This is a genomic window from Salegentibacter salegens (assembly GCF_900142975.1).
Lineage (GTDB): Bacteria > Bacteroidota > Bacteroidia > Flavobacteriales > Flavobacteriaceae > Salegentibacter > Salegentibacter salegens.
Genome location: NZ_LT670848.1, coordinates 2,630,263 through 2,649,281, shown reverse-complemented (window position 1 = coordinate 2,649,281; position 19,019 = coordinate 2,630,263). Strand labels below are relative to the sequence as shown.

At 37.2% G+C, this 19,019-nt stretch carries 13 protein-coding genes and 1 tRNA gene; 6 read left to right on the top strand and 8 right to left on the bottom strand.

Annotated elements, in window-relative coordinates; all coding sequences use genetic code 11:
* The first annotated feature begins 141 nt into the window (after positions 1 to 141).
* Complete coding sequence (locus B5488_RS11865; RefSeq protein ID WP_079735460.1) at positions 142 to 1,167, top strand: LacI family DNA-binding transcriptional regulator; 1,026 nt, start codon at positions 142 to 144, stop codon at positions 1,165 to 1,167.
* 480 nt (positions 1,168 to 1,647) lie between these two features.
* On the opposite strand, the gene B5488_RS11860 is transcribed toward B5488_RS11865, so the two are convergent.
* From B5488_RS11860 to mce, 4 genes are all read right to left on the bottom strand, one after another.
* Positions 1,648 to 2,523: an IS982 family transposase gene (locus B5488_RS11860; protein ID WP_106197092.1), complete on the bottom strand. Its 876-nt coding sequence runs from the start codon at positions 2,521 to 2,523 to the stop codon at positions 1,648 to 1,650.
* 244 nt (positions 2,524 to 2,767) lie between these two features.
* Positions 2,768 to 3,550, bottom strand: a complete 783-nt coding sequence (locus tag B5488_RS11855; protein WP_079735459.1) for a metallophosphoesterase — start codon at positions 3,548 to 3,550, stop codon at positions 2,768 to 2,770.
* 392 nt (positions 3,551 to 3,942) lie between these two features.
* Positions 3,943 to 4,019 (bottom strand) — tRNA-Ile (locus B5488_RS11850).
* 101 nt (positions 4,020 to 4,120) lie between these two features.
* Positions 4,121 to 4,543: a methylmalonyl-CoA epimerase gene (gene mce, locus B5488_RS11845; protein ID WP_079735458.1), complete on the bottom strand. Its 423-nt coding sequence runs from the start codon at positions 4,541 to 4,543 to the stop codon at positions 4,121 to 4,123.
* Positions 4,544 to 4,991: 448 nt separating this feature from the next.
* Between mce and rbfA the strand changes: the two genes are divergently transcribed.
* Both rbfA and B5488_RS11835 read left to right on the top strand, forming a co-directional pair.
* A complete protein-coding gene (rbfA, locus tag B5488_RS11840) occupies positions 4,992 to 5,387 on the top strand; it encodes a 30S ribosome-binding factor RbfA (RefSeq protein WP_079735457.1) in 396 nt (131 codons plus the stop codon).
* A gap of 1 nt (position 5,388) precedes the next feature.
* Entirely contained in the window at positions 5,389 to 6,594 is a 1,206-nt protein-coding gene (locus tag B5488_RS11835; protein ID WP_079735456.1) for an ABC transporter permease, read from the top strand.
* Between the two features lie 236 nt (positions 6,595 to 6,830).
* On the opposite strand, the gene dusB is transcribed toward B5488_RS11835, so the two are convergent.
* The 4 genes from dusB to B5488_RS11815 form a co-directional block, all read right to left on the bottom strand.
* A complete protein-coding gene (gene dusB / locus B5488_RS11830) occupies positions 6,831 to 7,823 on the bottom strand; it encodes a tRNA dihydrouridine synthase DusB (protein WP_079735455.1) in 993 nt (330 codons plus the stop codon).
* A 134-nt stretch (positions 7,824 to 7,957) separates the two neighbouring features.
* Positions 7,958 to 10,363, bottom strand: a complete 2,406-nt coding sequence (locus tag B5488_RS11825) for an outer membrane beta-barrel family protein (RefSeq protein WP_079735454.1) — start codon at positions 10,361 to 10,363, stop codon at positions 7,958 to 7,960.
* A 128-nt stretch (positions 10,364 to 10,491) separates the two neighbouring features.
* A complete protein-coding gene (locus B5488_RS11820) occupies positions 10,492 to 13,443 on the bottom strand; it encodes a glycoside hydrolase family 3 N-terminal domain-containing protein (RefSeq protein ID WP_079735453.1) in 2,952 nt (983 codons plus the stop codon).
* 16 nt (positions 13,444 to 13,459) lie between these two features.
* Complete coding sequence (locus B5488_RS11815) at positions 13,460 to 14,617, bottom strand: acyltransferase family protein (protein ID WP_079735452.1); 1,158 nt, start codon at positions 14,615 to 14,617, stop codon at positions 13,460 to 13,462.
* Positions 14,618 to 14,833: 216 nt separating this feature from the next.
* Between B5488_RS11815 and B5488_RS11810 the strand changes: the two genes are divergently transcribed.
* From B5488_RS11810 to B5488_RS11800, 3 genes are read left to right on the top strand one after another with little or no spacing between them, the layout of a single operon-like run.
* Positions 14,834 to 16,120: an ROK family transcriptional regulator gene (locus B5488_RS11810; protein ID WP_231919729.1), complete on the top strand. Its 1,287-nt coding sequence runs from the start codon at positions 14,834 to 14,836 to the stop codon at positions 16,118 to 16,120.
* 7 nt (positions 16,121 to 16,127) lie between these two features.
* Complete coding sequence (nagB, locus tag B5488_RS11805) at positions 16,128 to 18,050, top strand: glucosamine-6-phosphate deaminase (RefSeq protein WP_079735450.1); 1,923 nt, start codon at positions 16,128 to 16,130, stop codon at positions 18,048 to 18,050.
* 29 nt (positions 18,051 to 18,079) lie between these two features.
* Positions 18,080 to 19,015, top strand: a complete 936-nt coding sequence (locus tag B5488_RS11800; protein ID WP_079735449.1) for an N-acetylmuramoyl-L-alanine amidase — start codon at positions 18,080 to 18,082, stop codon at positions 19,013 to 19,015.
* Positions 19,016 to 19,019 lie beyond the last annotated feature (4 nt).

Genomic DNA, 19,019 nt, shown 5'->3' with positions numbered 1-19,019 from the left:
TAATTTTAAAATATAATTATAAATCACTATATTTGATAATTCTTAAATGTCTAATTATCAAATTATTATATTTAAATAGTCTCAAGATGTCTATTTAAAACACGTAGATATTAAAATATATTATGCAAACGTTTGTTCTTAATGAGTAAAAAAAGAATTACCCTAAAAGATATTTCTAAAGAGTTGAATTTAGCGCCCAGTACTATTTCAAGGGCTCTTAAAGATCACCCGGGAATTAGTGCTAAAACTAAAAAAATCGTTAAGGAGAAGGTGGATGAATTAGGTTTTACACCTGATTTTATTGCTTCTAGCTTCCGAAATAAAAAAACTCGATCAATTGGAGTAATTGTCCCTAAAATTAACATCCATTTCCACAGTCTTGTTATTAGTGGAATAGAAGAGTGTGCATATCGATCTGGATATAATGTCACCATTTTTCAATCACAGGATTCTTATAAAAGAGAAAAGGAAATTATAAAAATCCTTCACAATAAAATGGTAGAAGGCATCATTGTATGTCTGGCTATGGAAACCAACAACTACGACCATTTCAAAAAGTTAGAAAAGTTAAAGGTTCCCCTAGTGTTTTATGATAGAATTCCCGATGATCTAGAAGTAAATAAAGTAGCCATTAATGATTTTGATTCAGCTTTCAAGGCTACAGAACATCTAATAAAGATAGGCTGTAGGCGTATAGCCCATATTGCAGGTCTTCAATCTACTGGGATTTTCAGAGCAAGAGCAAATGGATATTTGGCCGCTCTTAAGAAATACAATCTACCCATCGAGCCAGGCCTTCTTCTGGAAACCAAAGAACTTAGCTATGCCGAAGGGGTTGCTTGCGCAAAAAATTTTCTTGCCCAGCCTGAATTACCTGATGGAATTTTTTGTGCTAATGATTACACCGCAGTAAGTGTAGTTCAAATATTTAATAAGGCCCATATAAAAATTCCCCAGGAACTTGCAGTTGTCGGTTTTAGTAATTATCCGATTTCCGAAATTATTGAGCCTCACCTTAGCACTATTAATGATAGAGCATTCCAGATGGGACAGTCAGCTACAAAATTATTAATTAGCCAAATTGAAGAGGAAAATCAAGACATTATTAAATCTCAATCGATAATCTTAAAAACTGAGCTTATAATAAGAGATTCCTCCCGGCGCTGACAAAAAATTGAATATTAGTTGTCGTTCAATAAAGGCACAGCGCGCTAAGAATGGTAGCACCTCAAATTATTGTTCAAAATTAAATGGGCATACCAATATAAATCCTGTGAAGACCGACATACCTTAACTTTAACCAAAACACAAAATCTATTTTGATTTGGAATAAACCATTTGCCTTTTGAGCGACAAGAAGATTTTTTAGTAAGGAGATTTAGTACCAGCTGGGACTGAACGTTATGAACCCAACTGGTCAAAGGTACAATAAGAGTAGGGAGGCGATAGGCTAGAGGGACGAACGCTATATACTTGAAGATATGATCGAGCCCGATGAAGGCTATTTTAATATCGAAGCTGGAGGTAGAGGGCCATAAGCAGCAAGCAGCCCGGCGGGAGTAAAACTATGCTGTTGCGAGAGAACACCATACTAGAAGTCATAATTAACGTGAGTTCGACTTAAGCAGATAATCTTTGATCTATAATCTATAGGTTTAATGAAGGTTTTTTAGGAAAGAAGCTGTAGGCGATGAGTCCAGAGAGTAGGTTTGACAGGAAATTATCAAAGCTTCTGTGCCTGGTATGTTCGATTTGGCACATATTCTTGAGTTCATCATTTACTGTTTCTATGATGGCTCTCTTTTTCAACATCACTTTGTCGTAGGTATGCATCAAGCTGTTCTTCATGTTCTTTCTGATCTTGGTGACCAAGTGGACTCCATCTACGAAAAGTTTCTCAAAGAGGTCTTTGCTTATATACCCTTTGTCGCCATAGAGCTTACCCATTATCTTCTTATGAAAATTATCACTTTTTAAAGGTTCTCTATCATCAACATTGCCCTGGGTAAGCATGAAATCTAGAATTTCTCCTTTATCATTGATGATTAAATGAAGTTTGAACCCAAAAAACCATCCTATGGAACATTGCCCTTTGGCAGCCATTCCTTTGAAAGTTTTATGCTGCTTTTCCCTTTTAATATGACAGGATCTTAAGGGTGTTGAATCTATAAAGGAAATACCAGTGCATTTTCCCAAACAACACATTTTCAGGAATAAAGCCATCGGCACCACCGCCTTTTGTTGAAGTTCCACAAAACGGTTGTAAGATACTGTTTCAGGAAATTCACTTTTCAAATGTGGTTTTACATAGAAAAGATAAAAGTGTTTTAGATTTCTAAAATTTCCTGAATGGAAGAGTACCATAAGGGTCATTACTTCACTATTGGATAACTTGCATTTTTTATTCCTCCTTTTAATCCCGCAATCAGTTTGAAGAAGATGTCCATTCTGAGCTTGTTCAAATTCTTGATGAAACTCATCAATAAAACAAAAAATATCAGTAATTTTATCAATAGAAATCATAAGCAGAGAGTTAGTTAAATATTTGGTTTTAAAATACTTAAATATACTAATTCTCTGCTTTTTCTTTGCTGTTCAATTCCTCTTTTTTTTACATTTTCTTATATCGAACTTACGTTAATTACAGGAAAAACGGAACCCCAATAAAAAATGTTGTGCCCATTAAAAAAACAAAGCCATTTAATTTCTTGAATGGCTTGTTTTCCTAAGCTCCCCTCCTGGGCACAAACCAATAACTCGCTGATTACTAATTTTCTGCACTATCAATAGTTTTGTCTAATTGAAATTTTTCATGCTCATGATACGCTACATAACCCAGTTGATTTGTTAACAACCAAGTATTTCCTATTTTAAAATCCGGAGTATTACTATGGTGATGCCCATAAATCCAATAGCTAGGCTGCTCATTTTCAATCAAATTATAGAGTTCTACGGCAAAAGCTTCATTAATCTGGCTGTTCCTGTATTTTTTCGGGTAATTGAATAATGTAGGTACATGATGAGTTACTACCACCGTCTTTAATTCTGATTTCTGCAGCAACCTATTCCTAATAAACTTATAATTTTCTTCAAAGAGGGTGTTGAATAATTTTGGAGTAAAAGGTCTACCATTGAACTCGATCATCCGAAAATCATTTAAATTTTGCTGTATCAAAAAGGAATTTTGAACAGATATATTTGCCCAAAGCGTTGAAAATATCATTCTGTACTTCCCTAAAAGAACTTCCTCGTTATTCAGGAACCATATATTATTCCGGATTTTCTCCTTAAAGCTGCCACGTTTCAAACCCACGTCGTCATGATAGTATTCATGATTACCAGGAATCCAAAATACCGTTTCAAAATCGTTTGAAAGTTGATCAAAGAAATAATCAAAATCTTTTAGTCTAACCAGAGGAACAATATCACCTGCTAAGATGAGTACGTCACCTTCCGGCACTATTGGAGAATCAGTTAAAAATTTTTGATTTTCAGGAAATTCTAAATGAAGATCTGAAACATACTGTATTTTTAATTCTGGAAGATTCATATCACTTACTTCAATTTAATACATCACACTGAAGTGAATTATTAAGCAGGTAACCACGCTGAAGCTAATGTATTCCATAATATCATAAAATTTAGCTACCATCGGAATTCAGGTGCAAAACCTATGGGATTGCGATTTGAATGATTATCAATCAAAAGCTTCTTAGACAGGTCCCATTTATTCGAATTTAGGGCTATAACATAAAGTAAAACGTTTTGGAAGATTCTGATTAAAAACCAAACTCATAAAGAAATTTATTACGCTTCTTGTATCACCAAGTTTAGCAAAGGTAGTTATGTTGCATAAAAATAATCAGGATTCAAAATGTTGTACATATGTTGTACCCAAGCAGAAACAAAAAAGCCTCACATCTCTGTAAGGCTTGATTTTGTTGGTGGTCCCACCTGGGCTCGAACCAGGGACCCCTTGATTATGAGTCAAGTGCTCTAACCAGCTGAGCTATAGGACCAATTCCAGTATTTCAACAATACCCGAATTTTAGGAGTGCAATATTAGTATATATTTTCAATCTCTGCAAGACTAAACGCATTTTTCCTTAATCGCTGCTTACTATGATTCCGAACTACCCGAAGTCGGAGCTTCCTGGCATAATTCTACCAATACCCCGTTAACGCTTTTTGGATGCATAAAAGCAACCAACTTATTATCGGCGCCGGGTTTAGGTTCGGTATTTATCAGTTTAAAACCTTGTTTTTCGAGTCGGGAAATTTCAGCTTTAATATCATCTACTGCAAAAGCTAAATGATGAATTCCCTCGCCGCGTTTTTCAATAAACTTTGCGATAGGACTTTCAGCATTCGTGGCAGCCAGTAATTCAATCTTACTATCCCCAATTTTAAAGAAAGAAGTACTTACATCTTCACTTTCCACCGTTTCGGTTTTGTAATGTTCACTTCCTAAAACAGCGTTATAAGTAGCATTCGCCTCTTCAAGATCTTTAACGGCAATTCCAATATGTTCAATCTTCTTCATTTTTCATTTTTTAAGTAGATACAGCAAGTTAAACTTCTAATTTCATATATTCAAAATCTGTAAACTTCTATCAATTTAAAAAGAAACCCTAACACCTTTACTCCAATAGCTTTAGTAATATTCAGGTTGCTTTTTGAATAAGTTCACTTTGGCCTATCGAAAATTTATCGTAAAATTTGAAGCGAAGTTTCCGTAAAATTTTAGGCTGTTTGAGCCAACCTAAATTTTCACGCAAGCAGCATCTCTATTGGCGAGTTCCTAAAATTTAGGGGACAAGCATAAAATTTAGATAAAGATTCGTAAGCCTAGAATTTTTTGGTTCGTTTTTTCATCTATGGAAAAAATGAACAAGTTAAATATTTAGGAATGGTTTAATTCAAAATTAAGACTTGTTCGCATAGTTTTCTACATTTAGGAGTATACCAATTTATTATAGTATTTTTGCCTTATGGAAGAGACAAACAGACAAAAGAAAATAGGAGGAGTTTTGCAGCGCGATCTAGCCGATATCCTGCAAAAGAACCTTAAAGATGCCGGGAGAACAGGAGTAATTATTTCGGTCTCTAAAGTAAAAGTAACTACAGATCTTTCTATCGCGAAGGCCTATATCAGTATTTTTCCGCAGAAACATGCGCAAGAAGTTATAGAGGAAATAAATCTTGGCAAGTCTAAGATCAAGCACGAAATGGCGCAACGTACTAGAAACCAGTTGCGAAAAATGCCGGAAATCAATTATTATTTAGATGATTCTTTGGATTATATAGAAGGTATAGAAAAATCGATTAAAGGGGAAGAAAACCCAATCAACGATCCCGATCTACTGGAACGCCGGAAAAAATCTTAATTTGAAATTCCCCTTCTATATCGCCAGGCGCTATCTTTTTAGCAAAAGCAGTAATAATGCCATTAATATCATTACCATTATTGCGGCCATTGGGGTTTTTGCAGGGGCTTTTTCTTTATTTATAGTACTCTCAGGTTTCGCCGGACTCAAAGATTTTAGCCTTTCTTTTTCCAATAAATTTGATCCCGATTTAAAAATATTACCGTCAAGCGGAAAAACTTTTCAGTTGCCTGAAGATAAAGCCGATAAACTGGCTGAAATTGAAGGAATTTCAAGCTTTAGCCGAATTATTGAAGAGCGTATTTTCCTGGATTACCGAAATAAAAATCACACTGCATTTATAAAAGGCGTAGATGATAACTACCGAAATGTAACCCAAATAGACAGTGCGGTTTCCGGCTCCTGGTTAACCAATAGCGAAGCCCAGGTTGTAGTAGGAAACAGGATTTCCCGAAAACTCGGACTTAGTATTTTTAACTATCAAAATCTCCTAAACGTGATGGTGCCGCGCCCCGGAAAAGGGCAAATTACCGGTTTAGATCCTGGCCAGGCTTTTAACCAGGAAAAAGTGATTGTTAGCGGAATTTATAGCGTAAACGAAGAACTGGACGATAAATATGTTTTTTCTAATCTGAATTTCGCTCGAAATCTTTTAGAATTAGATGAAAACACATTTTCTGCGGTGGAGATTAAAATCGCTCCAGACGCTAACCCAGATGCAGTTACCGCTGAAATAAAAGAACTTTTTGGAGACGAAATAATCATAAAAAACAGGGCACAACTAAACGAGACCCTGTATAAAATGTTGAATACCGAGAATCTTGCGGTTTACTTAATTTTTACCCTCGTTTTAATAATTGCGTTATTTAATGTTGCCGGTTCTATTATTATGGTGATCCTGGATAAACGGGATAACATTAAAACATTATTTAGCCTGGGCGCTTCTGAAAGACAAATCAAAAAAATATTCTTTACACAGGGAATGCTAATGACGATTATTGGTGGTGCCATAGGATTGTCGGCTGCAGTTTTATTAGTTTACCTGCAACTGCAATTTGACCTGGTTATGATTACGCCCAGCCTGCCTTACCCTGTAGCTATTACTTTAGAAAATATTATTATTGTGGTTTTCACTATTGGAATCCTGGGGCTTATCGCTTCATTTATTGCTGCCGGAAGTAGTAGAAAAGCTTTAAAAGCAGTTTAAATTAAGCTTAGTGTTCTGCTACGAATTCACGAATATTCGTCATCCTGAACTTGTTTCAGAGCTTGCTCCGAAATTCATTCGGAGATCTAAGATATTGATATTCAAAACATGTTAGAAGCTGAACCAAGTTCAGCTTGACGAAGTCACTCCTTTCTTTACCGTTGTTGAATTCATTCCCCTCCTTGGAAATGAGGGGAGTTTTTTAAGAATATTCGTGAATTCGTGGCTATACTTTATTAAGCAAACTGAAAATCAGAAAAGTCCTTTTCTACCTCGTCAAATGCGGCGAAAACATCTGCGGCATGATCGCTGGTGACCATTTTCATACGGTGTTCTTTGAAATGCGGGATTCCTTTGAAATAATTGGTATAATGTCTTCGGGTTTCAAAAACACCCAGCTTCTCCCCTTTCCAGTCAATCGCCATTTGTAGGTGACGTCTTGCAGCGTCTAAACGCTCTAGCATATTTGGCGGTGGTAAATGTTCACCGGTTTCAAAGTAATGTTTTACTTCTCTAAAAAACCAGGGATAACCAATACTGGCACGACCAATCATCGCACCGTCTAGTCCGAATTTATCACGCATTTCCACAGCTCTTTCGGGAGTATCTACATCGCCGTTTCCAAAAACTGGAATATGCATCCGCGAATTATTCTTAACCTCGGCAATTGGCGCCCAGTTGGCTTCGCCTTTATACATTTGAACTCGGGTTCGCCCGTGAATAGAAATGGCTTTGCAACCCACATCCTGAAGTCTTTCGGCTACCTCAACAATTTTTATAGAATCGTTATCCCAACCCAAACGGGTTTTTACGGTAATTGGCAAGTTGGTGTGTTTTACCATGGCTTCGGTAAGTGAAACCATTAGATCAATATCTTTTAGAATACCAGCGCCGGCGCCTTTGGAAACCACTTTTTTCACCGGGCAACCAAAATTAATATCAATAATATCGGGACCTGATTTTTCTACAATCTCTACCGATTGCAGCATAGATTCCAGGTTGGCTCCAAAGATTTGAATACCTACCGGGCGTTCTTTCTCGTAAATATCAAGTTTCATGGTACTTTTCGCCGCGTCGCGAATAAGCCCTTCTGAAGAGATAAATTCAGTGTAAACCACATCGGCTCCCTGCTCTTTGCAAAGCGCACGGAATGGCGGGTCACTCACATCTTCCATCGGTGCCAACAGCAACGGGAAGTCTCCTACATCTATATTTCCTATTTTAGCCACTTCGGTTTATTTTGGAGTGCAAAAGTACGAAAAAACCCAGTCCACCCAAACCCTCGGAAAATAGGGTTTACAAGAACTATTTTAAATTCAATCGGAGTGCGTAGAGTTCCCCCTTCGGGGGTTAGGGGGGTTTTTTACAACCTATCCCTTTCCGCTGCGTCTATGCTGCGTTGGTTATCTTCCAGTCTAAAGTTTCCGAAGTTATATTTAAATCCAACCCGTACATAACGCATTTCTTCCTGTGCAAAAAAGGAATTATCCTGGTTTAAATAATGGGAAGTCAATCGTGTATTGGTATTATTAAAAATATCATTGATATTCAGACTTAATTCGGCGCGATTATTCCAAAGTGTTTTTCTAAAACCAAGACTTAAGGTTGAAAACGGATCGAAATTATAAGAACCCGAGATATAATCGGATACGTAAGTGAAACTTAGATTTCCTGAGAATGTTCCATCTTTCGAAAGCGTAAATGAATTATAAAATTGACCAAAAACTGCATCGATCTCATTGGTTACGTCAACATTGCCACTTTCTACAGCTAAAAAGGTATTCTCTTCGTGGAAAAGTGAAGCGTATAACTGTGCATACCACCACCCGGTAATCGAGCGACCGTGCAAAATATCCAATCCGTAGCTTTTGCTTTCCAGTAAATTTGCCTGTAACCTTCTAATCGTTAAGTTCTGATTGTCCTGAAAAGCCAGACTAGCCGGTGACCTCCCGTTATCACGATAATAAAAATCGAAGAAATACTGTCCTAAAAGCGTATAATTCAAGTTGATATTATTGCTAATTGCCGCGCGTAAATTCGGGTTTCCGGCATTAAAATCGTTTTCATTTAGAAAATACCTGAATGGATTTAAACTTTCATAACGTGGGCGTTCAATTCTTCTACTATAATCCAGGGTAAAACTATGATTATCTGAAGCGCGATATTGTAAATATGCCGTTGGGAACAATTCAAAATATTCCTGACGGTTTCGCTGATTTGTTGATAAAGACACTCCCAAAAGATCGGTATACTCTCCCCGTAAACCGGCTTTTGCACTCCATTTTTCCCAATCCCTGGATGTACTAATATAAGCCGCAGAAACTGTTTCGTCATAATAAAAATCGTCGGAAAGATTATCATACAGATCGTCCAGGCTTTCTGCATTAGAAAAGTTGATCCCACTGTTAGAATTTATATATGAAACCTTTATCCCGGCGTCAAAACTCATCTCACCTAGCGAACTATTAAAATCCAGTTGACCGGTAAAAATCTCTATATTTTGTCCCGAGGAAGTATTAAAATTGATATTTTGAACATTCTCACCGGCTGAATCAAAATAATTGGTGGCGACCATTTGATCCCTGTCCTGAGTGAACTTGGTATAATGTGTCGCTGCCGAAAAACTGCCTCCATTTTCAAGATTATGGGTATAAGTTAGATCTAAGCCAATATTATGTTCATCGGTAACAACTTCACTATCGGTCATAAAATTTGAAAAAGGCGTATTCCCCTGTGTTGCAATATCGGTTCGCACAGAATTATCAAAAGTTTTATCGGGCGAATACAGGAAATTAGAAGAAAAACTAAGTTTATTCTTTTTATCAAAATCATAATCCAGAATAACATTGGCGTTATGAGCTTGTGAGCGCGTAATTCTTTCAAAATCGCTTTCCCACCTTTGACCAAATTCTTCATTTGGACTAAAATTAATATAGCTGTCGTCTCGTTTTATTTCCTTTCTTGGGCTAAAGCTATAATTAGCAAATACATTCAATTTATCACCTTTCCAATAATGACTGGTTCCAAATTGGTATTTTGGAACAATTCCCTGCGTGTAAGCGCCTTCCAGACTTCCTTTATAACCGGGAGATATAGCCGATGTTGTAGTGATATTTAAAATCGCACCACCTTCTGCTTCATAGCGAGCCGGCGGATTGGTAATTACTTCAATAGACTTTATATTTTCTGCTGAATAACTTTGTAAAAGGGTTTGTAATTCATCTGCAGTAAGTTGCACTTTTCTGTCATTAATATAAACCGTAACTGAAGAATTTCTCACCTGTAATTGGCCCTGTGTCATAATCACACCCGGGGTTTGTCTTAAAATATCCCAGCTACTACCGCTGGAAAGCGTAGAATTTTCTACATCAAAGGTAATGCGGTCTATGCTCCTCGTAATTTTTGGTTTACGGGCGTTGATGGTTACTTCATCTAAATTTGAAGCGCCCTCTTTTAAGGTGATCTTTTTTATTTTCTTATCTGAATTGACCGAAATCTGCTGAAGATATTCTTCATACCCTACAAAACTTACTTTTAAGAGATAATCATTAGAAGCAATTTCTTCAAGCCAAAACTCACCGTTATCTTCTGAAATAGTACCCTTGTAAACCGAAGTTGAATCTTCGGCATCTAATAAAATAATGTTGGCAAATGCGATAGGATCATTGGCTTCAGAAACCAATTTGCCTTTTACAGTGTGTTGTGCGAATAAAGAATTGGTAAATAAAAACAGTAGGATAACTAGAATTAGGGAGTAATTTTTGGTCATATATTTTGAATGGTTTTTTATGGAAAAATCAAACAAATATATACTTTCCTACATAAGCTGTAAAATTTTTAGGGAATCTATTCTATAATTCAGAATAAATGTGAATAAAATAAATATAAAATTCTCTCTTATCTTTCTATAGCATCATACAAAACCTGCTGAATATTGGTGCGTGTATTTAATTGATATAGCCTAGTATTTTCTCGCGATGGCAAAACGCGATTTGAAAGAAACAGGTAAAGAAGATCTTCTTCGGGATCTACCCAGGCGTAAATTCCGGTAAATCCGGTATGGCCAAAACTGAGTTTGCTTGCATCTTTTGCCGTGTTGCTGCTTTCGCCTTTATATTTTAAATAGGGTTTGTCAAATCCTATTCCGCGGTGATTGTCGTTTTCGGGAAATTGTGCCTTGCTCCATTCTTCTAAGGTTTCTTTTTCAATATAGCGCTCGCCGGCATATTCACCCATATTCAGGTACATTTGCATCAGTTTTGCCAGATCATTAGCTGTAGAAAAAAGACCTGCATTGGCCGAAACCCCGCCCATCATAATCGCCCCTTCGTCGTGCACCATCCCGTGAATAGCTTTACGGCGGAATAAATAATCATGCTCGGTAGGTACAATCCTACTTTTTTCGAAACGCTCCATCGGCTTATAGCCCAAAGTTGTAGCACCAAGTTTATCGTAAAAATTTTCATTGATATATTGCCTGAAATCTGTTCCGGTAATTTCTTCAACTATAGAAGGTAACAAGTAAAAAGCCAGCCCGGAATATTTATATTTCGCTTCTTCTTCCAGCTCAGATTTTTTGATGGCTTTAAACATTTTTTTTTGGTAATTACGATGTAACCACAAATCTTCACTCACTTTTACAGGAAATCTCCTGGAGGAATCTTTCTTAAACGTAAACCATTTATAGCTTCCGTTTTTTCGAAGTGTATTTTTCCAATATGGAATCCAGGGTTTAAACCTGGCCTGGTGCGTAAGAATTTGCCGAAAAGGAACGCCGGCTTTGTTAGAATTTTTGAAATATGGTAAATAATCGTCTATCCCGGAATCTAAATCAAACTTGCCTTCGTCCTGTAATTTCATCAAAGCCGGCAAAGCTGAAGAAATTTTGGTTACCGAAGCCAGATCATACAAATCGGTTTTCTTAACTTTTATGGTATCGCTGTATTCGTGGTAACCGTAAGCTTTGTGTAAGACGATTTTCCCATCTTTAGCGACTAAAATTTGCCCTCCCGGCGTCGCTTTTTTTTTAATAGCTTCCTGCATTAAGGAATCTACACCGCCAAAAAGTTTTTCAGAATTCATCCCGGCATCTTCGGGAAGTGTATATTTAAATCTAATTTTTCCCTTAACGTCCATCCCGTCTCCCGACTTGAATTTCTCACCAATACTTACCGGAAGTCTTCCGTTTGCTCCTACCCCACCAAAAATAAGTTGCGCAACCAGGTCTTGGGTAGTTTTGCTGTCCTGATACGTTAAAATCAAACCGGCAGCATTTTCAATCTTATCAAGTTTATTTATAGAATATGGATTTTTAAAATAGCTGAATACCGTATTATTTTCTTCAGAAAGTTCCGCGATAAAATCCTTTACAGGTTTAGAGAATTTCATTGTATTTCTCGGAAAACGGCTATCGTCATGAATCCCGCCTATTACAAGATTATATTCTGAAAGTTTCTCCCTGATTTTTTCTATTTCCGAAGCTTTTGCATCAGCTTTTAACTGAAAGTTTTTTACTTCTGTATATAGGTTTAAGGTTTTCTGAAATTCGGTTTGTTTTGAAGCTCCAAAGGAAATTGAGGCTATTTTTAAAGTATCCAGCTTCCTTATTGGTAAAATGCTATTTTCGTTTTTTAGTACGGTAAGCGAGGCTTCTACCAGCTTTCTGTTTAGAAATTTTGCTTCAGCCGTGTTGATCTCTTTCAGTATATTTTTAGGGCTTTGTGTTTTAAATTCATTTAAACCAACCCATTGTTTTACCGCCAGGATTTTTCTTACGCGTTCATCCAGCTGTTTTTGGGAAATTAAACCTTGCTTAATTGCTTTGCTAACCTCATCTATGGCTTTTGGAACATCTTCTGTAAACTCTAAGAGATCGTTACCCGCTAAAATAGCATCTTTATCTACAATGCCGGGTTCGTTGCCTTTGGTTACGCCTTTCATATTCATCGCATCGGTTACGATCAAACCTTTAAAACCTAAGCTATCTTTTAAAATACCGGTAATAATAGACTTTGATAAAGTGGAAGGCACCCCGGTAGAATCGAGTGCGGGAATATTTAAATGCGCTACCATCACACCGCCAATCCCGGCGTCTATCAATTTTTTAAATGGGTACATTTCTAAGGAATCCAATCTTTCAAACGGATGATTTATTTGCGGAAGCGCGTAATGAGAATCGGTATCGGTATCGCCGTGACCGGGAAAATGTTTGGCGGTAGTAAGCAAATTTGCGTCTTGCATGCCGCGCATATAGGCAATTCCTTTTGCAGAAACATTTTCTTTATTTTCTCCAAAAGAACGATAATTAATTACCGGGTTGTTTGGGTTATTATTTACATCTACTACGGGGGCGAAATTAAGATGAAGCCCCGTACGCTTTATTTGGCGGGCTACTTCCTGTCCTAAATCGTACACCAAACTATCGTCACGAATTGCACCCAACGCCATTTGATAAGGATAACTTATGGTATTGTCCAATCGCATTCCCAATCCCCATTCGGCATCAATTGCTCCTAATAAAGGAACTTCTGAAGCCAACTGATAATCGTTCATCAATTTTAATTGCGTTTCAGGATCGCCCTGGAAAAATATTAATCCGCCAATTTTTTGTTCATTAATCAGTTTTAGGATTTCCTCTTTATGAGCATTTCCGCGGTTAGAATATGCCGCCACCATAATAAGTTGAGCAATTCGCTCTTTTGGCGTAAGCTCTTTCATTATAGAATCTACCCATTTACTGTTGGTGTACTGAAGGAATTCAGGCGATTTTTTAGCATTTTCCTGTGCCTGTAGTGTTAAGCCGAAAAAAGCAATTGTAAAAATTAATAAGCGTGATGTTATATTTCTCATTATCCAGAAATTGATTTTATACTTTAATATAAATGCGTTTTTTATGCAACCAGTAACCAAGCAGCCACATTAGCAACATATAAGAAATTGCAAATAGCAGCGAAGCGTTATAATTGTTTAGCCAGCTAAGATATAAGTTTTCGTAAAGCCAGGGTTTTAAGGCCTGCCCGTTAACATAAATAATATTCATAAGCATGACTACGAGGCCAGACATTACAAAAACAAATAAAGGGTTCTTTCCAAAAGCCTCGAAGAAAGTCGTCCATTTTTTGAAATTGAAAATTTCAATAACCAAAATTAATGCTGAAAGTACTAAAAGGGTCCAGCCTGTACTGTACAAAACATAAGAACTACTCCAAATAGGCTTATTTATAGGAAACCCAATATCCCAAATTTGCGCTACAACAAGTAACAGGACTCCATAAATACTTAACTTGATTACCGTAGAAATATTATTCCCTGATCTTTGAATAAAAACGCCAGCAACGTAGCCTGCAATTACATTCACAATTGCGGAAAGCGTACTTAATAAACCTTCGGGATCAAACGGAATGCCGTAACCTTTATAGAGGTTTGCATCGTTAAATAATAGTTGGTCAAACTTCAGGGCAGCATTATTTTCTAAAGAAAGTGGATTGGGCTGATCGCCAAAAAACCACATAATTGCCCAGTAAGCGAGCAAAATAAAACTTCCGAAGATAATAGATTTTTTCAGTTTTAAATAATGAAGAATTAGCGATGCAAAAAAATAACAAAGAGCAATGCGCTGCAAAACGCCCATAATACGCATATTGGCCAAATTCTTAAAAACCAGCTCCCCTTCCTGTCGAAATACAAACGGAAATGCGCTTAAAAACAATCCAATTAGAAAAATAAGTGCGGAACGTTTAAATACTTTTTTTAAAAATACGCTCTCAGAAATATTTTCATATTTGCGAAGGCTAAAACTCATTGCGTTACCAATTACAAATAGAAAAGAAGGAAAAACCCAATCGGTTGGGGTAAACCCATCCCAGGGAGCGTGCTTAAATGGTGCGTAAATATGCCCCCAACTTCCCGGCGTATTCACCAGTATCATTAAGGCTACGGTAAGTCCGCGTAGGACATCAAGCGCAAGATATCGCTGGTTTTTCGCAGATTTTGCTTCTTTAAATAATTTGATGGCTTCAGTCATTCTACTTTATAGTAATCCTAAATTTAAGGAGCTGGATCTAAAAATTCAACATCTTAATTATTCCATAAAAGTATAAATTTCGATTAAATATTCAATCTTTTATAAAAAAATAGAAAAAGTATTTTAAAAAATAATTTTTTTATATACTTTTAAATTCAAAATAAATTCATTTTTTTAAAAGCTTAAAACAAACCTTTAATGCTTTTATTTTAAAATATGACAACTCAAACTATGCCAACAGATCTACATGACTTTTTTATAGACGAAAAGAAACTTTCTAATATCAATAATGTAGAGCGGAAAAAATTCCTTCAGAAATTAAAGATCATTAAACATCTATTTCTGAATGGTGAGACTTCTAATGCTGAAGTTTGCCAACGTTTTAATGTAAGCCTGCCAACTTCCATGTCTCTGCTCAACCAACTTATTGAAGAAGGTATTGTGGTAAAAAAAGGCCGGGGAAAATCTGAAGGAGGCCGAAAACCCGACCTCTACGGCCTGGTAGAGAATTCGTTTTTTGTGGTGAGTATTCATATAGAGCGGTTTAGGATTAAGTTGGCAATTATTGATAATAACCATACGATTCTTCACGAAAAATCCTGGCCCGCAGAGATTTCTTCAGATTCTAATATCGTAGATATTCTATATGAGTGGACCCAGGAATTGCTGAAAGAAGCTAAAGTGAAACTGGACCAGGTAATGGGTGTTGGTATAAGCATGCCTGGACTGGTTTCTGCTGAAGCAGGCAAAAACTTCACGTATTATTTAAGCGAACAGGAGCCCGAATCTTTAAAAGACAGGTTTGAGAAAAAATTCAAAAAACCGGTGGCTATTCTTAATGATGCAAAAAGTGCCTGTTTAGCTGAATTTCGCTTTGGTAGAGCCAAAAATAAAAGCAATGTTTTAGTAATTTCTATGGACTGGGGTATTGGCCTGGGAATTATTATGGGCGGAAGAATGCACTCGGGAGAATCGGGTTTTGCAGGAGAATTTGGGCATATCCCAATGACAGAAGATGGTTTGCTTTGCCACTGCGGGAAACGCGGTTGCCTGGAAACCGAAGCCTCGGGACTTGCCCTGGTTAGAAAAACCAAAGAAGGTTTAAAAGCGGGTCAAACTTCGGTTTTAAATAAGCTTAAAAAAGAAGAACTGGAAAAACTTGAGCCGGAAACCATTATAGATGCAGCTAATCGTGGTGACCAGTTTGCGATAAATGTACTTTCTGAAATAGGAATAAACCTGGGAAAAGGAATCGCAATCCTCATTCAAATTTTTAATCCCGAATTAGTGATTTTAGAAGGAAAAATAGCGGAAGCAAAACAGTTTATCACCACCCCAATTCAACAATCAATGAATACCTACTGTATGATGCAGCTTAAGGAGCGCACCAAAATAGAACTTTCTACCCTTGGGGCGAATTCCAGTTTGTATGGCGGCACCATAGCAGTAATGGACGATATATTTAAAGACCAGGTAAGCCTGGTAAAATCCCAAATTAGCTAAAAAAATTATGGCCAGATTAAATCTTTTAGAAGAAACACGTTTTGAGAAACTACCGGTAAAAGTTTATAAAGATGAACATATTGCCTCAAAAAAAGTAGCCAACCGAATTGCAGATCTTATTAGACGTAAGCAAGACAATCATGATAATGCCGTGCTGGGCCTTGCAACAGGTGCAACCCCGGTAAAAGTTTATGAAGAACTTATTAGAATGCATAAGGAAGAAGGGCTTAGTTTTAAAAACGTGATCACCTTTAACCTGGACGAATATTACCCCATGCAGCCTGATGCCAAACAGAGCTATGTGAAATTTATGGACGAGAATCTTTTTAATCATATAGATATAAAAAGAGAAAATATTCATATTCCAGATGGAACCCTGGCCAAAGAAGATATTACCGATTATTGCCTGTCTTACGAAAATCAAATTGGTGCCGTTGGCGGTTTAGACCTTCAGCTTCTGGGAATTGGTAGAACCGGACATATTGGTTTCAACGAACCGGGCTCTGCTCCAAATTCAGGAACACGCTTAGTGACTTTAGACGATTTAACTCGTAGGGATGCATCTCGGGATTTTGGTGGTAAAGAAAATGTGCCTACCAAAGCCATAACTATGGGAATTGGCACCATTTTTAAGGCAAAAGAGATCATTTTAATGGCATGGAGCAAGAAAAAAGCTCCCATCCTTAAAAAAGCGGTTGAAGGGGAAATGTCTGGAAATGTACCTGCCACCTACCTTCAACTTTCAGATAATGTAGAATTTATTTTAGATGAAGATGCTGCTTCAGAGTTAACAAGGTTTAATACACCGTGGCTGGTAAAAGATTGCAGCTGGAGTAAAGCGCAAATTAAAAAAGCGGTTATCTGGCTTTCTTCCGAAGTAAAAAAACCTATTTTAAAACTTACAGACGAAGATTACAACAACAACGGAATGGCCCAACTTGCCACCGAACAAGGCCCCGCTTACGATATTAATATTGATGTTTTCAATCAATTACAACATAGTATTACCGGGTGGCCCGGAGGAAAACCCAATGCCGAAGATTCTCAACGCCCCGAACGTAAGAGTCCGGCGAAAAAACGTTCTCTTATATTTTCACCGCATCCCGATGATGATGTGATTTCCATGGGTGGAACTTTTATAAGACTGGTAGACCAGGGACACGATGTACACGTTGCGTATCAAACTTCAGGAAACACGGCTGTTTGGGATACCGATGTGTTACGTTATGTAGAATTCGCCATAGATTTTAAGAAAAGTACCGGGGAAGAGACCGAAAAGCTGGAAGCTACATACGAGAAAATGCGTGCCTTTATTGATAAAAAGGAGCCAAACGAAATAGATTTAGATGAAATTAGGGACGTAAAAGCCTTTATTAGAAAATCTGAAGCAATTGCAGGAGCCCGTTTTGCCGGTTTAAAAGATAAAAATATTCATTTTATGGCATTGCCATTTTATGAAACCGGGAAAAAGGTAAAAAATCCAGTAACCGAAAAGGATGTGGAGCTTACCATGGAATTATTAAAAAAGGTAAAACCTCACCAGGTATTTGCCGCCGGCGATTTTGCCGACCCTCACGGGACACATATTGTTTGTTTCAGGATCATTCTTGAGGCGATGAAAAGGCTTAGAAAAACCGAAGCCTGGACCAAAGACTGCTGGTTGTGGATGTATCGTGGCGCCTGGCAGGAATTTGAAGTTCACGAAATTGAAATGGCCGTACCGCTTTCTCCCAAGGAAGTACAACGCAAAAGAAATGCTATTTTTCAACACCAATCGCAAAAAGACAGACCCGTATTTCCCGGGGACGATGAACGAGAATTTTGGGTGAGAGCCGAAGAAAGAAACCGCGAAACCGCCGAAAGTTACGATAAACTGGGACTTGCAAATTATGAAGCTATGGAAGCCTTCGTAAAATGGAAATTCGAATAAATTCAATATCGAACTCAGATTATAAATAAATGAGAAAATTAATTCCTGTTTTTTATTTTTTAATGGCTATAGCAATTATTTCCTGCGGAAGTAATCCCTATGCAAAAACCAACCGTTTACATAAAAAACAGGCAAAAGCTTATAGCAAACAATTACAGCAGTTCCCCACCCCGGAAAACCAGAACGAATCCGCACTCAATTATGGTGACTACTGGGTGGGAACTACTAATTTTAACCTGCGCAAACCTAATTACGTGGTAATTCACCATACTGCGCAAGATTCTGTTCAGCAAACATTAACCACGTTCACCCTGCCAAGAACCCAGGTAAGTTCGCATTATGTAATTGCCAAAAACGGTGAAATTTTTCATATGCTGAATGATTACTACCGCGCCTGGCACGGAGGAATTGGGAAATGGGGTAACAACACCGATTTAAATTCCTCTTCCCTCGGGATTGAAATTGATAATAATGGCGAAGAAGAATTTACCGATCTGCAAATAATTAGTTTAATTGAATTGCTCGAAGAAATTAAAGAAAAACACGGTATTCCTGCAGAAAATTTTATCGGGCATTCTGATATTGCACCTTCCCGAAAAGTAGATCCCAATATAAATTTCCCCTGGAAACGTTTAGCTGAAGAAGGTTTTGGATTATGGTATGACGAAGCTGAAGTAGAAAATTTGAAGCTGGAAGCTGAATTTTTTAAACCAAATCCATTAGCTATAAATTTTAATTCCAGGCTACATACACGAATCTCGTTTATAGATAAATTGGTTTTTCCTGAAGTTATCCCCGCCGATTTTAACGTGGAAAATGCGCTTAAAATCATCGGTTTTGACACTTCAAACCTAGCGGCTGCAAAAAGTGCTTTTAAACTACATTTTATTCAAAAAGATCTCGACCAGCCTTTTAATACTTGCGATTTAAAAGTGCTGTATTCGTTACATAAAAAGTATTTGTAATAGA

Coding starts and splice junctions, on each gene's coding strand:
- B5488_RS11865 (WP_079735460.1), top strand. CDS start 142: ATGAGTAAAAAAAGAATTACCCTAAAAGATATTTCTAAAGAGTTGAAT.
- B5488_RS11860 (WP_106197092.1), bottom strand. CDS start 2,523: ATGATTTCTATTGATAAAATTACTGATATTTTTTGTTTTATTGATGAG.
- B5488_RS11855 (WP_079735459.1), bottom strand. CDS start 3,550: ATGAATCTTCCAGAATTAAAAATACAGTATGTTTCAGATCTTCATTTA.
- mce (WP_079735458.1), bottom strand. CDS start 4,543: ATGAAGAAGATTGAACATATTGGAATTGCCGTTAAAGATCTTGAAGAG.
- rbfA (WP_079735457.1), top strand. CDS start 4,992: ATGGAAGAGACAAACAGACAAAAGAAAATAGGAGGAGTTTTGCAGCGC.
- B5488_RS11825 (WP_079735454.1), bottom strand. CDS start 10,363: ATGACCAAAAATTACTCCCTAATTCTAGTTATCCTACTGTTTTTATTT.
- B5488_RS11820 (WP_079735453.1), bottom strand. CDS start 13,443: ATGAGAAATATAACATCACGCTTATTAATTTTTACAATTGCTTTTTTC.
- B5488_RS11815 (WP_079735452.1), bottom strand. CDS start 14,617: ATGACTGAAGCCATCAAATTATTTAAAGAAGCAAAATCTGCGAAAAAC.
- B5488_RS11810 (WP_231919729.1), top strand. CDS start 14,834: ATGACAACTCAAACTATGCCAACAGATCTACATGACTTTTTTATAGAC.
- nagB (WP_079735450.1), top strand. CDS start 16,128: ATGGCCAGATTAAATCTTTTAGAAGAAACACGTTTTGAGAAACTACCG.
- B5488_RS11800 (WP_079735449.1), top strand. CDS start 18,080: ATGAGAAAATTAATTCCTGTTTTTTATTTTTTAATGGCTATAGCAATT.